The sequence below is a fragment of the Cupriavidus sp. 05N38 genome (genome assembly GCF_056397345.1).
On sequence record NZ_JBFTNF010000012.1, the window covers coordinates 277,651 to 291,005 of the forward strand.

The 13,355-nt window shown below is 70.0% G+C and carries 11 protein-coding genes; 3 read left to right on the forward strand and 8 right to left on the reverse strand.

The features are described from left to right. Window positions 1-22: 22 nt before the first annotated feature. From pyrR to AC1DK4_RS12370, 4 genes are all read right to left on the reverse strand, one after another. A complete protein-coding gene (gene pyrR, locus AC1DK4_RS12355; RefSeq protein WP_441613295.1) occupies window positions 23-550 on the reverse strand; it encodes a bifunctional pyr operon transcriptional regulator/uracil phosphoribosyltransferase PyrR in 528 nt (175 codons plus the stop codon). Continuing rightward, entirely contained in the window at window positions 547-984 is a 438-nt protein-coding gene (ruvX, locus tag AC1DK4_RS12360; protein WP_441613296.1) for a Holliday junction resolvase RuvX, read from the reverse strand. Before ruvX ends, pyrR begins: the two co-directional genes overlap by 4 nt. Further along, window positions 977-1,549: a YqgE/AlgH family protein gene (locus tag AC1DK4_RS12365; RefSeq protein ID WP_035863791.1), complete on the reverse strand. Its 573-nt coding sequence runs from the start codon at window positions 1,547-1,549 to the stop codon at window positions 977-979. Before AC1DK4_RS12365 ends, ruvX begins: the two co-directional genes overlap by 8 nt. A gap of 111 nt (window positions 1,550-1,660) precedes the next feature. After that, the gene (locus tag AC1DK4_RS12370; protein WP_441613297.1) at window positions 1,661-2,374 is read right to left on the reverse strand and encodes a 16S rRNA pseudouridine(516) synthase; all 714 of its coding nucleotides are present in this window, start codon (window positions 2,372-2,374) and stop codon (window positions 1,661-1,663) included. 145 nt (window positions 2,375-2,519) lie between these two features. On the opposite strand from AC1DK4_RS12370, the gene AC1DK4_RS12375 reads away from it, so the two are divergent. Next, window positions 2,520-4,067: a cryptochrome/photolyase family protein gene (locus AC1DK4_RS12375; protein ID WP_441613298.1), complete on the forward strand. Its 1,548-nt coding sequence runs from the start codon at window positions 2,520-2,522 to the stop codon at window positions 4,065-4,067. 64 nt (window positions 4,068-4,131) lie between these two features. On the opposite strand, the gene AC1DK4_RS12380 is transcribed toward AC1DK4_RS12375, so the two are convergent. From AC1DK4_RS12380 to hemC, 3 genes are read right to left on the reverse strand one after another with little or no spacing between them, the layout of a single operon-like run. Next, window positions 4,132-5,322: a heme biosynthesis protein HemY gene (locus AC1DK4_RS12380; RefSeq protein WP_441613299.1), complete on the reverse strand. Its 1,191-nt coding sequence runs from the start codon at window positions 5,320-5,322 to the stop codon at window positions 4,132-4,134. A 3-nt stretch (window positions 5,323-5,325) separates the two neighbouring features. Beyond that, the gene (hemDX, locus tag AC1DK4_RS12385; RefSeq protein ID WP_441613300.1) at window positions 5,326-7,611 is read right to left on the reverse strand and encodes a fused uroporphyrinogen-III synthase HemD/membrane protein HemX; all 2,286 of its coding nucleotides are present in this window, start codon (window positions 7,609-7,611) and stop codon (window positions 5,326-5,328) included. Window positions 7,612-7,620: 9 nt separating this feature from the next. Continuing rightward, window positions 7,621-8,622, reverse strand: a complete 1,002-nt coding sequence (gene hemC / locus AC1DK4_RS12390) for a hydroxymethylbilane synthase (protein ID WP_441649657.1) — start codon at window positions 8,620-8,622, stop codon at window positions 7,621-7,623. A 71-nt stretch (window positions 8,623-8,693) separates the two neighbouring features. Between hemC and ppc the strand changes: the two genes are divergently transcribed. Further along, a complete protein-coding gene (gene ppc, locus AC1DK4_RS12395; RefSeq protein WP_441643198.1) occupies window positions 8,694-11,738 on the forward strand; it encodes a phosphoenolpyruvate carboxylase in 3,045 nt (1,014 codons plus the stop codon). 110 nt (window positions 11,739-11,848) lie between these two features. Here the strand turns inward: ppc and AC1DK4_RS12400 are convergent, their stop codons facing one another. Beyond that, on the reverse strand, window positions 11,849-12,475 hold the full coding sequence (locus AC1DK4_RS12400; protein WP_477131557.1) for a ferritin-like domain-containing protein: 627 nt from the start codon (window positions 12,473-12,475) through the stop codon (window positions 11,849-11,851). Window positions 12,476-12,780: 305 nt separating this feature from the next. Here AC1DK4_RS12400 and AC1DK4_RS12405 point away from each other — a divergent pair, with 305 nt between their 5' ends. Next, window positions 12,781-13,302 carry a sigma-70 family RNA polymerase sigma factor gene (locus AC1DK4_RS12405; protein WP_441613326.1) on the forward strand — a complete coding sequence of 174 codons (522 nt, stop codon included), beginning with the start codon at window positions 12,781-12,783 and terminating at the stop codon, window positions 13,300-13,302. The last annotated feature ends 53 nt before the right edge of the window (window positions 13,303-13,355 follow it).

Sequence of the window (13,355 nt, forward strand, 5' to 3'; positions counted from 1 at the left end):
GCCAGCCCGGCAGCGGGCGGCCTCAGTTGCCGGTGGCCTCGACGGCGAAGGCGAAGCGCATGTCGGCGCCGGCGCCCTGGTGCGACAGCACCAGCGTGGTGCCGGGCGGCAGCTCGATATGCGCGGCGACGAAATCGGCGGCGGCCGGCAGTTCGCGCCCGCCGCGGTCCGCCAGCACCGCCAGCGCCACGCGGGCCGGGCGGCCGTAGTCGAACAGTTCGTTGACGGCGGCGCGGATGGTGCGGCCGGTGGCGAGCACGTCGTCGATCAGCAGGATCTTGCGGTCCTGCACGTCGAACGGCAGCGTGGTGGGCTGGGCCTGGCTGTGCAGGCCCTTCTTGGCATAGTCGTCGCGGTGAAAGGCGACGTTGATGACCCCGTGGCCGGCCAGTTGCAGGTCGGCGGCCAGCCGCTCGGCAATCCAGGCGCCACCGGAATAAATGCCGGCCACCGACCATTGCGCGCGCTCGGCCGCAGGCAGCGCTGCCTGCACCTGGTCACGCAGCGTTCGGTAGAGCGCCTCGGCGTCTGGAGAGGAAGTCTGGGTCATAGGGGATGCTGGTCGAAGTACTGTTGCAGGATAAGGCGGGCGGCTTCCGCGTCGAGCTCGCCCGGGCGATAACCGGCCATCTGGGCCAGCCGCGAGGTGTAGCGCTCGTCCACCCATTCCACCGGCAAGCCGAAGCGGCCGTTGAGCTGGTTGCCAAAGCGGCGCGCAAGGCGCATGGAAGGCTGCTCGCCGCCATCCGGCTTGATGGGCATGCCCACCACCAGCTGGACCGGCGCCCATTCCTTGATCAGCGCCGTCACCGCCTCGAAGCGGGCTTCCACGGTGGGATTGGGCAGGATGGTGAGGGGCCGCGCCTCGCGCGTGATGAAATTGCCAAGCGCGACGCCGATCTTCTTTTCGCCGTAATCGAATGCCAGGACGGTGCCGTCGGTGGGCAGCGGGCGCGGCACGTGCGCCGCTGCGCCCTCAGGCATGCCCGGCCTCGCCCGAGAGCATGGTGAAGTCGATGCCCAGCAGGCGGATGGCGGCGGCGAAGCGCTCTTCGGGAGGCACGCTGAAGATGATCTCGGGGTCAGCCTGGACTGTCAGCCAGCCGTTGCGGCTGAGCTCCTCCTCGAGCTGCCCCGCGCCCCAGCCGGCATAGCCCAGCGTGAGCAGGAAGCGATGCGGGCCGCTGCCGTTGGCCACGGCTTCCAGCACGTCCTTGGAGGTGGTCATCTCGAGTCCGCCAGGCACCGCCAGCGAAGAGACGTAGATGCCGACCGGATCATGCAGCACGAAGCCACGCTCGGTCTGCACCGGCCCGCCGAAGTACACGGGCTGCTGCGCCACCGGCTGGATCTCGAGCTTGAGGTCGATCTTGTCGAACAGCGTGGCCATATCGATGTCGATAGGCCGATTGATCACCAGGCCCAGCGCGCCGCGGTCGTTGTGCTCGCACAAGTAGACGACGGAACCCGAAAAGGTCGGGTCTGCCATGCCGGGCATGGCAATCAGGAACTGATTGGTGAGATTGATTGGGGCTTCCAGCGTCGCCATCCCTGCATTTTATCAAATCAAAGCCGTCCGTCCGGAAAAGATTCGCCCATGCCGCATCGCAGCATGCCGGCGCTTCCGCTCCGGTCCCCGGTGCGCGTCGCCGCGCGCACCCTATTCCATGCGCTTCAGCGCGGCCAGGTCGTCCGGCGTCAGCCAGCGCCATTCGCCCAGCGCCAGCGCCGCTTCCAGCACCAGCCCGCCGATGGCGCTGCGGTGCAGCGCGTCCACGTGGTTGCCGGCCGCGACCACCATGCGCTTGACCTGGTGGTACTTGCCCTCCGACAGCGTCAGGCGCAGGCTGCGCTCGCCGGTGGCCTCGCAAGCCACCGCGGCGATCGGCGCGGGTTCGTCTTCCAGCTGCACGCCGGCCACCAGCGCGTCGACCTGGGCCTGCGTGACCGGCTCGGCCGTCGTCACCTCATAGACCTTGGGCACCTTTTTCTTGGGCGAGGTCTGCGCGTGGATGAACTGGCCGTCGTCCGACAGCAGCAGCAGCCCGGTGGTGTCCTGGTCCAGCCGGCCCACCGCCTGCACCTCGCGCTGGCGCAGCGGCACCGGCAGCAGGTTGTAGACGCTGGGATGGTGGCGCGGGCGCTGCGAGCACTCGTAGCCGACCGGCTTGTTGAGCATCAGGTAGGCCTTGGCGTGGCCGATCCACGCCTCGCCGTCCACGGTCAGGCGCAGCCCTTCGACCTCGAACTGCGCGCGCGGGTCCTCGCACAACACGCCGTCGACTTCGACCAGGCCAGCGCCGATCAGGTCGCCGCAGTAGCGGCGGGTGCCGAAGCCTTGCGATTGGAGGATGCGGTCGAGTGTGGTGGCCATGTCTTGCTTCTTGCTATCTGGAAATCTTGGAAAACTGGAAATTCGGACGCGTCCGTCACAGCGCATTGCGGCAATGCGGCGCCTCGGCCGCCTGCACGCATCCGTATGGTAGGGTAGCAGGCTTCATCCCGCGGAGCGTCCGATCTTGCCCCTCTCCCCTGCCGGCGCGCGCCAGCCCTACCGGATCGACAGGCAGTTCGAGCGCGGCCTGGTCTGGTTCCGGCGCGACCTGCGCGCCGACGATCACGCGGCGCTGCATTATGCCCTCAAGCACTGCCGCCGGGTGTGGTGCGTGTTCGTATTCGACCGCGAGATCCTCGATCCGCTGCTCGCGCGCGGCCTGGCCGCCGACCGCCGGGTGGCGTTCATCCTGGCCTCGCTGGCCTCGCTGGAGGCCACCCTGAAGGCAGCCGGCGGCGGCTTGATCGTGCTCAATGCCACGGCGCGCGCGGCGATCCCCGCGCTGGCCGCCGAACTGGATGCCCAGGCCGTCTTCGTCAACCACGACTACGAACCCGCCGCGCAGGCTCGCGACACCCATGTCAGGCAAGCCCTGGCCGATGCGTCCCGCGTCTTCTTCACCTTCAAGGACCAGGTGATCTTCGAGCGCGACGAGATCCTGACCGGCCAGGGCAAGCCGTTCTCGGTGTTCACACCGTACAAGAACGCCTGGCTCAAGGCGCTGCTGCCGTTCGACCTGCGGCCCTATCCGGTCGAGCCTTGGCTTTCGGCGCTCGCCCCGGTGCCCAAGGCCCATGCGCGGGCGTTGCCCACGCTGCAGGCGCTGGGCTTCGCGCCGTCCAACCTGGCCGAGATCGCCATGCCGACGGGGAGCGAAGGCGCCCACGCCCTGTTCGAGGAGTTCTGCGAACGCATGGGCGACTACGCGCGGCGGCGCGACTTTCCCGCCCTGCGCGGCCCGAGCTACCTGTCTGTGCACCTGCGCTTCGGCACGCTGTCGATCCGCACGCTGGCCCGCGCCGCACACGCCGCCACGCTGCGCGGCGGCGCCGACAGCGCGGGCGCAGCCACCTGGCTGTCCGAGCTGATCTGGCGCGATTTCTATTTCATGATCCTGCATCACCATCCGCGCGTGGCCGCCGGGCATGCCTTCCATCCGGCCTACGATGCCATCCGCTGGGCGGCCGGCGCCACCGGCGAGCGCTACTTCGAGGCTTGGCGCGACGCCCGCACCGGCTACCCGCTGGTGGATGCGGCCATGCTGCAGATCCGTCAGAGCGGCTATATGCACAACCGCCTGCGCATGGTGGTGGCCAGCTTCCTGGTCAAGGACCTGGGCGTGGACTGGCGGCGCGGCGAGCAGTATTTCGCCGACCAGCTCAACGATTTCGATTTCTCCGCCAACAACGGCGGCTGGCAATGGGCCGCCTCCACCGGCTGCGATGCGCAGCCGTATTTCCGCATCTTCAATCCGGTGACGCAGTCGGAGAAGTTCGACCCGCAGGGGCGCTTCATCCGCAAGTACCTGCCGCAACTGGCGCGCCTGCCCGACAAGTACATCCACGCACCCTGGACGGCACCCGACGATGTCCTGGCGGGCGCCGGGGTGACGCTCGGCGAGGACTATCCACGCCCGCTCGTGCAGCACGATGTGGCACGCAAGGAAACGCTGGCGCGGTATGCGGTGGTGAAGGAGAACCGGACGGAATCCGGTCAGGGCGGGGAGGAATGAGGTTCGCCCGATGAGGTTCGCCGGCGCACGGCACCGCGCGCCTTGCAGCCCGCGGCGCCAGCCTTCACGCTGCCAGCATGGCGCTTTCCCGATAGTGCTTCTGCGCTTCCTCGGGCCGCTCGGTCTCCTCGTAGAGGCGGCCCAGCGCCAGGTGCGCGCGCACCCGCAGCCTGCGCTGTGATTCGTCGTCGGCATACTTGAGCGCCCGCTCGAAGCTCGACTGGGCCTTGCCCCATAGCTTCTCGCCCAGGCACAGCGTGCCCAGCGCGAAATACAGGTCGGCATCGACAGGATGCTGCGCCAGCCATTTCTCGGCCTGCTGGATCTGCGGCAGCGCGTGGCCGGGTTCGGCGCATTCGGCATAGCGCAGCACCAGGCGGCTGTCCCAGTTGACCTTGAGCGCGTCTTCCACGATCTTGCGCGCCTCGTCCTGGCGTCCCAGCGCCGCGAAGTAGCGCGCGGCTGGCTCGGCGATGCGCGCGGCACGGCGCTCGTCGGAGGACAGCGAGCGCCACAGGTCATGCAGTGCCTCGCTGTCGTGGCGGCATTCTTCCAGCAGGGCCTCGCAGGCCAGTTGCTTGAGGCGCAGCGCCAGCACGGGATGCAGGGCATTGCGCTTTTCCAGCGAGCGCGCCAGGCGCAGCACTTCGGACCAGTTCTTCAGGTGCTGGTGGGCGCGCAGCGCGATACGCTGCACGTGGATCTGGCGGGAGCCCTGCGATTGCAGCTGCGCGATGGTGTCGAGCGCGCCTTCCGCGTCGCGGGCGTCGACCAGCATCTCGGCCATCGACACCAGCCGCGCCTGTTCGCGCTCGGCGCCGGTGACCTGTGCCATCCAGGCGTCGCGGCGCTCCATCTCCTGCATGCGGTGGGCGGCGCGCGCACCGATCAGCGCCGCGGTCTGGGCCTGGTCGGGCCAGGCCTGGGCTTCGCGCGCGGTGCGCTCGGCCCGGGCGAAGCGGCCGGCGAACAGGTTCTCGATCGCCTCGCGCAACGCGGCCTGCGCGCGGTTCATGCGGCTGCGCTCGCGATAGGCCGCCGCGCGGCCCGGCATTTCCGACAGATGCCGCACGGTGGTGAGGATGGTCCAGACCACGAAGAACGCCAGCAGCAGCAGGGCCAGCGCCAGGTTCAGCGAGAGTTCGACCCGGTACGGCGGGTAGAACAGCACCACGTTGCTTTGATTGAATTGCGTAAACAGCGCCAGCCCGACCGCGCCGCCAAAAAGGATCGCCACCCAGAACAGAAGCCGCATGCGCTACTCCTTCTTGAGCGCCTGCAGCGCGCCGAGGCTTTCCGCCATGGTCGGCAGCTGGACTGACACGGCGCCGGCCTGGGCCTGCTTGAGCAGCGTCAGCACCGCCTGCACGCGGCGCGACTTGGTATCGAAGTAGCGGCCGATCATGGCTTGCGCGGCAGCCAGGTCGTTGCGGAACACCGGCTCGTTGCGCGACAGCAGCGCGAGGCGCGCATTGAGCAGGCGCAGCTTGACGTTCTCGCGCAGGAACCAGCCCTGGTCGCCGGTCAGCAGCAGCGCCTGCGCATCGTCGACGCGGCGGATGCGGATGACCTGCATCAGCTCGTCGCGCACGCTGCCCCACAGCCCGCCGAACCAGTTGACGATGGCGTTGCCCGCCTGGGGCGCGGCATCGGCGCGCGCGCCGTTCCTGGCGCCGGTGGCGCCCTTCTCCGTCCTGGGATCGGCCTTGACGTCAGCCTTGATGTCGGCCTTGCGCGCATCGGCTTCGCTGCGCTCGAGCATGCGCTCGCTCGACAGCAGCGGCAACACGTCGATCTGGTTGATGGCCTCGTCGAGCTTGATGGCGGCGCCGGTCAGGTCGGTATCGGGCACCGCCTTCATGCGCGCGACATCGCGCGCGATGGCCCGCCGCAGCAGGTTGTACTGCGGCTTGTCGGTACGCGCCAGGCGCGTGTCGGCACTTTGCAGCGCGGCCAGCGCCACCTGCACATTGCCGGTCAGCTGGAGCTGCTGGCCCGCGTTGGTGAGCAACTGCTGGATCTCGGCGATCTCCCAGTCGTCGCGGTTGCGCATCAGGTCCTGGTAGACCTGTTCCAGCGCGGATTGCTTGTCGCGCGCCTCGCCGACCTGGCCGTCGAGCGCGCCGACCTTGGCCTGCAGTTCCTTGACGGTGTCCTGCGCATTGCGCGACAGCACGCGCGTCTCCTGCACCAGCGCATCGTTGTTCTGCTGGCGCCGCGCCAGCTCCTGGGTCAGGTGCTCGACACGGTGCTGCAGCCACCAGAAGCCCCCGCCGATGGCGAGGATCAGCAGCGCGAGCAGCAGCCACCACGGATTGAAACGCGACGCGCCGCGGACGGGCATCACCGGGGCCGCGGACGGCGGGCTGGCGGCGGGAGGAGCGGTATGTTCTTGCGTCACGCGATCGGCCTTCGTTGACGTTGATGACGATGTTGCGGGTGATCGATTGTCTTGCCCGGGCTCGGGCGCCGCCGGTGTCGGCAGCGCGGCTGGTGCGGCCGGCGCCGCTGCCGCGGCAGACGCCGCAGACGCCGCGGATGCCGCGAATGCCACTGTTGCCCCGGGCCCCGGCACCACCGCAGCCGTGGCCACGGCCAGCGGGGGCGCCGCYGGCATCGGCGCCGGTGGTCCGGCGTGCGCCTGGGCCCACCGGCGGCACGCGGCGAGCAGCCCTCCGTCGCCCGGTGCGGCGCGCCGCACATGGGCGAAGCCCAGTGCGGCGGCCTGTTCGGCGATTCTCGCATGGGGGGCAATGCACTGCACCTGGCGCAGGCCGGCCAGCTCCTGCGGGCTAAGTGCCTCGCGGGCCATGCGGTCGAGATTGCGCACCGCTTCGGAGCTGGTCAGCAGCCACGCCTGCGGGGATGCACCCGGCTTCAGGCCATCGCGCACGGCTTGCCATTGCATGCTGCCGGGCGTCGGCACGGAGCGCTGGTAAGCCTCGACTGCGCTCACCTCTGCGCCGGCGCCACGCAGGCGCTCGGCCAGCCAGTCGCGCCCGCCGTTGCCGCGGATGATCAGGACCTGGCGCCCGGCCAGCGTCTGCATGCCAAGCCGGCTTTCGATCTGCTGCCAAAGGGCCTCGGAATCGAAGCGCGCATCGCCGTTGTCGATGCTATCCGCGCTATCGGGAATGTCGTTGCTGTCTGCGCCCCCGTTGGCGCCATCCGCTTCATGCGCATGGCTGCCCGCCGGCGCGATCACCCGGTAGTCGGGCGAGGCGATCCCGCGCTCGGCCAGGGCACCCACGCTGGCGGGCCCCACCAGCGCGAGCGGCACGGATGGCGGCCACTGCGGCGCGGGCTTGTCCTGCACCTGGGCCAGCGCGTCGAGTGCAAAGGCCACCGCATTGGGGCTGACGAAGACCACCAGCGCAAAGTCCGCCAGCCGCGCCAGCGCGGCGCGCAGGGGGCCTTCGTCGGCCGCGGGACCGATCGCCAGCAGGGGAAAGCCGAGCACGTCCAGGCCGGCTGCCGAGAGCGCCTCGGTCAGCTGCCGGGACTGCCCGGCGGGTCGTGTCACAACGACGGTCGGGCGGGGCATGGGCCGGCCTCAGGCGGGGGCTTGCGGAGAAGCCGGATCGGCCAGCGCAGCCAGGATCCCCGCTGCGCCCTGGTCCAGCAAGTCCTGCGCGACGGCCTTGCCGAGCGCCTCGGCCTGGGCGGCTGCGTCGGCACCCGCCACGACGGCCGCCGAGCTGGCGCGCACGCCGCGCGTGCCGTCCGGTAGCGCCACGAAGGCGTCGATGCTCAACCGGGTGCCGTCCCACTGCGCATGCGCGGCCAAGGGCACCTGGCACGAGCCGCCCAGCATGCGCGACACGGCGCGCTCGGCGGTCACGGCCAGCGCACTCGGCGCATGGTTGAGCGGGGCGATCCAGGCGGCCAGTTCAGGGCGGCCAGCGGGAATCTCGATGCCCAGCGCGCCCTGCCCCGCGGCCGGCAGCGAACTGACGGGATCCAGCACGGCGCGGATGCGGCTGGCCAGGCCCAGGCGCTTGAGCCCGGCCGCGGCCAGGATGATGGCGGCGTAGTCGCCGCGGTCCAGCTTGCCCAGGCGGGTATCGAGATTGCCCCGCAGCGGACGGATCTCCAGGTGCGGGTAGCGCGTGCGCAGGGCGGCTTCGCGACGCAGGCTGGAGGTGCCCACCACGGTGCCGGCGGGCATCTCGTCGAGCGAGCCGAACTGGCTCGAGACCAGCGCGTCGCGCGGGTCCTCGCGCTCCATCACGGCGGCGAGCAGGAAACCCTCGGGTAGCTCCATCGGCACATCCTTGAGYGAGTGCACGGCGAGATCGGCGCGGCCCTCGGCCATCGCGATCTCCAGCTCCTTGACGAACAGCCCTTTGCCGCCGACTTTCGACAGCGTACGGTCTAGAATCTGGTCTCCGCGCGTCGTCATGCCGAGGATGGACACATCGCACGCGGGATAGTATTGTTGCAACGCAGCACGCACATGCTCGGCCTGCCACATGGCCAGACGGCTCTCGCGGGAGGCGATGACGAGCTTGCGCGGCGAGCCGCTGGAAGGAGTCGGGGGGACGGATGCTTGCATCCGCGCATGTTAGCACGCACCCCAAGCCACTCCAGGCCACGAATAAGAGATATGAGACAACAGGAGATTGYATGACGCAGCAAGCTGCGCGCCCTGCCGGCCGGCGCAAGCCCACCGCCGCCCGGGCTGACGCCCCCGACGCCGCCCTGGCCCTGGCCCCGGCTCCCGCAAGCACCCCCGACGCGCCCGCCACCAAAGCCGCCAAGACAGCCCGGGCAAAAGGCCGGGCAAGCACGCGGGCCGCAGCGCCCGCGGCTGCCGCCATCCCGCTGGCCGGCGCGCCGGCGCGCCGCGCCAGCGACAAGGACCTGCCGCTGCGCGAGGACATCCGCTTCCTGGGCCGCCTGCTGGGCGAGTGCGTGCGCGAGCAAGAAGGCGAAGCCGCCTTCGAGCTGGTCGAGACCATCCGCCAGACCGCGGTGCGCTTTCGCCGCGAGAACGACCGCGCCGCCGGCGCGGAGCTGGACCGCCTGCTCAAGCGCCTGTCGCGCGACCAGACCAACTGGGTGGTGCGCGCCTTCAGCTATTTCTCGCACCTGGCCAATATCGCCGAGGACCAGCACCACAACCGCCGCCGCCGCGTGCACGCGCTGGCGGGCTCGCCGCCGCAGCCGGGCAGCCTGGCGCGCGCGCTGGAGGCGATCGACGCCGCCGGCGTGACCGGCAAGACGTTGCGCAAGTTCTTCGACGAAGCGCTGATCGTGCCGGTGCTCACCGCCCACCCCACCGAGGTGCAGCGCAAGAGCATCCTGGACGCCGAGCGCGAGATCGCGCGCCTGCTGGCCGAGCGCGACCTGCCCATGACCGCGCGCGAGCGCGACCACAACACCGCACTGCTGCGCGCGCGCGTCACCACGCTGTGGCAGACCCGCATGCTGCGCAACACGCGCCTGATGGTGGTGGACGAGATCGAGAACGCGCTCTCTTACTACCGCACCTGCTTCCTGCACGGCATCCCGCAACTGATGAGCGAGCTGGAGGAGGACATCGCCGCGGTGTTCCCCGCCTCGCGCAAGAACAAGGGCGCGCCGGCCGCCGGCGGCACGCAGCTCGCGCCCTTCTTCCAGATGGGCTCGTGGATCGGCGGCGACCGCGACGGCAATCCCAACGTCACCGCGGATACGCTGGAGCAGGCCGCCAGCAAGCAATCGTCGCTGATCCTCGAGTGGTACCTGGACGAGGTGCACGCGCTCGGCGCCGAGCTGTCGATGTCGAGCCTGATGGTGGAGGCCAGCCCCGAGTTGCTGGCCCTGGCCGAAGCCTCGCCCGACCACTCCGACCACCGCGCCGACGAGCCCTATCGCCGCGCCCTGATCGGCATCTACGCGCGCCTGGCGGCAACCTGCCTGGCGGTGACCGGGCAGGCCGCGCCGCGCCATGCGGTGGCCGACGCCGCGCCTTATGCCGATGCGCAGTCGTTCGGCGCCGATGTACAGGTGGTGATCGACTCGCTGCGCGCCCACCACGGCGCGGCGCTGGCGCGCACCCGCGTCGATGCGCTGGCCAAGGCCATCGCCGTGTTCGGCTTCCACCTGGCGTCGATCGACATGCGCCAGGTCTCCGACGTGCACGAGGCGGTCATCGCGGAGCTGTTCGCCGCCGCCGGCGTGGAGGCCGACTACGCCAGCCTGCCGGAGCCGCGCAAGCTGGAGCTGCTGCTGGCCGAGCTGCGCCAGCCGCGCCTGCTGACCCTGCCGTGGCACACCTATTCCGAGCAGACCCGCAGCGAACTGGCCATCCTGGAGATGGCGCGCAAGCTGCGGGCACGCTACGGCGCGCGCGTGGCGCGCAACTACATCATCTCGCACACCGAGACGCTCTCCGACCTGGTCGAGGTGATGCTGCTGCAGAAGGAAGCCGGCATGCTGCGCGGCACGCTGGGCAGCAAGGCCGATCCGGCCCGCATGGAGCTGATGGTGATCCCGCTGTTCGAGACCATCGAGGACTTGCGCAACGCCGCCGGCATCATGCAGTCGCTGCTGGAGCTGCCGGGCTTCGCCTCGGTGATCGCCCACCACGGCGGCGAGCAGGAGGTCATGCTGGGCTACTCGGACTCCAACAAGGACGGCGGCTTCCTGACCTCGAACTGGGAACTGTACAAGGCCGAGCTGGCGCTGGTGCAGCTGTTCGAGCAGCGCCGCGTCAAGCTGCGCCTGTTCCACGGGCGCGGCGGCACCGTCGGGCGCGGCGGCGGCCCGACCTACCAGGCCATCCTGTCGCAGCCGCCGGGCACGGTCAACGGGCAGATCCGCCTGACCGAACAGGGCGAGATCATCAACAGCAAGTTCGCCAACGCCGAGATCGGCCGGCGCAACCTGGAGACGGTGATCGCCGCCACGCTGGAGGCCTCGCTGCTGCCCACGCAGAACGCGCCGAAGGAGCTGGCCGCGTTCGAGGCGATGATGCAGCAGCTCTCGGACCGCGCCTTCTCCTCCTACCGCCACCTGGTCTACGACACGCCGGGCTTCAAGGACTACTTCTTCGCCACCACGCCGATCACCGAGATCGCCGACCTGAACCTCGGTTCGCGACCGGCCTCGCGCAAGCTGATGGACAAGAAGCACCGCCGCATCGAAGACCTGCGCGCGATTCCCTGGGGCTTCTCGTGGGGCCAGTGCCGGCTGCTGCTGCCGGGCTGGTACGGCTTCGGCAGCGCGGTCAAGGCGGTGCTGGACGCGGCGCCGGACGACAAGGCCCGCAAGGCGGTCGAAGCCACCCTGCGCCGCATGGTCAGGAACTGGCCGTTCTTCTCCACGCTGCTGTCCAATATGGACATGGTGCTGGCCAAGACCGACCTGGCGGTGGCATCGCGCTACGCCGGGCTGTGCGAGGACGCGGCGCTGCGCAAGACCGTGTTCTCGCGCATCAGCGCGGAGTGGCACCTGACCAGCGAGATGCTGGCGCTGATCACCGGGCGCCAGGAACGCCTGGCCGACAACCCGCTGCTGGCGCGTTCGATCAAGAACCGCTTCGCCTACCTCGACCCGCTCAACCACTTGCAGGTGGAGCTGCTCAAGCGCTACCGCTCGGGCAAGGACGGCGACGACATCCGCGTGCGCCGCGGCATCCACCTCACCATCAACGGGGTGGCGGCGGGACTGCGCAACAGCGGCTGAGGCAGCAGGCGCCGGCGGCCGCATGCCGGCGTAAAAAAGCCGCCATGGTGGTTGACCATGGCGGCGGAAACCCGCCCGGCCCGCAGGCCGGACGGCGCAGAGGGAGGCGCTCAGCCGACGAAGGCGCCGGGGACCGGGTCTTCGCCGAGCGCGGACAGCAGCACCGCCCAATGCATGGCTTCGTCGCCCAGGATGCTGCCGGCGGCCTTGGTCAGCTCGCGGTTGTGGAAATTCGGCAGCACGCCCAGGTAAGCCGCGGTGGCGCCCTYCTCCAGTCCCGCGGCGAAGCGCAGCACATCCGCCTGGGTCTTGAGCTGGTCGGCGGGGAAGCCGTATTCGCCCGGCTTCTTGGTCATGACGGGACTGCCGCCCAGCTTGGACACCGTGCTTGCCAGCACCTGCGCATGGGCCTTGTGGTGCGTCTGGAAGCGCACCGCGGTGTCCAGCAGCGGCTTTTGCAGCAGGCCGCTCTCGGCGCCCACCTGATAGGCGGCGATGGCCTGGTATTCCAGCCCGAGGGCAACGTTGAGGATGGCGATATCGTCCTTGGTGCTGCCGGACTGGGCCTGCGCCCATGCCGGCATCGACTCGCCCAGGCTCATCACCGCCAGCGAGCCCAGCGCGAACAGCCCGGGCACTTTGAGCAGGCCGCGCCGGCGCGCATCCGGTGCCACAAGGATGCGGTCCTGCGTGTCCTCGCCGGCAAGGCGCGACGCCTGCCCGGGCTTCGACTGCATGCGTTCCATGGTCTTCTCCTGTCTCTTGGGGGTAGGTGGTGCCCTGCTCGTTCTGCCGCGCGCCCGCTCGGGCTGCGGCGGGTACAACCCGGGCACCTGACCCATCTACGCAGCGCCCTGCCGATCGGATGCAGCGGGATGCGGCGATTGGCGGTGTGCCGCACCCATGAAACGCGCAAGCCGTGCCTATAATCCGGCAACGTCACTTGCGAGTTCCGCCCCCGGTGTCCTCCCCCGACGATTCCACCTTCGCCCCCAGGCCGGCCGACGCCGACCGGCTCGCCGCGCTGCTGCAGGGCACGGCCATGGGCGACCGGCACGCCCTGCGCCAGCTCTACGACCAGACGGCAACGAAACTGTTTGGCCTCGCGCTGCGTATCACCAGCAGGCGTGACTGGGCGGAGGATGTCGTGCAGGAGAGTTTTGTCAGCATCTGGCATCACGCCGGCGACTACCGGCCGCACCTGGCCGCCCCGATGACGTGGATGACAGCCATCGTGCGCAACCGCGCGCTCGACTGCCTGCGCCGGCAGGCAGCCGCGCGCGCCAGCCAGTCCGTGGAACTGGACGACAGCCTCGGCGAATGGCTCGCCGACGACGCGGCCGGCCCGGCCGAACTGGCGCTGGCCAGCGAGCAGGCCCAGGCGCTGAACCGGTGCCTGCAGCGRCTGGAACAGCCCCAGCGGCAGGCCATCGCGCTGGCCTACCTGCGCGACATGAGCCATAGCGAACTTTCCGAGCAGCTGCGGGTGCCGCTCGGGACCATCAAATCATGGATACGCCGCGGCCTGGAACGCCTGCGCACGTGCCTGGAAAGCCTGTCATGAACCTCGGCCGCCACCCCGACCTGATCGATCGCCTGGCCGCCCAGTACGCGCTG

Coding starts and splice junctions, on each gene's coding strand:
- pyrR (WP_441613295.1), bottom strand. CDS start 550: ATGACCCAGACTTCCTCTCCAGACGCCGAGGCGCTCTACCGAACGCTG.
- ruvX (WP_441613296.1), bottom strand. CDS start 984: ATGCCTGAGGGCGCAGCGGCGCACGTGCCGCGCCCGCTGCCCACCGAC.
- AC1DK4_RS12365 (WP_035863791.1), bottom strand. CDS start 1,549: ATGGCGACGCTGGAAGCCCCAATCAATCTCACCAATCAGTTCCTGATT.
- AC1DK4_RS12370 (WP_441613297.1), bottom strand. CDS start 2,374: ATGGCCACCACACTCGACCGCATCCTCCAATCGCAAGGCTTCGGCACC.
- AC1DK4_RS12380 (WP_441613299.1), bottom strand. CDS start 5,322: ATGCGGCTTCTGTTCTGGGTGGCGATCCTTTTTGGCGGCGCGGTCGGG.
- ppc (WP_441643198.1), top strand. CDS start 8,694: ATGACGCAGCAAGCTGCGCGCCCTGCCGGCCGGCGCAAGCCCACCGCC.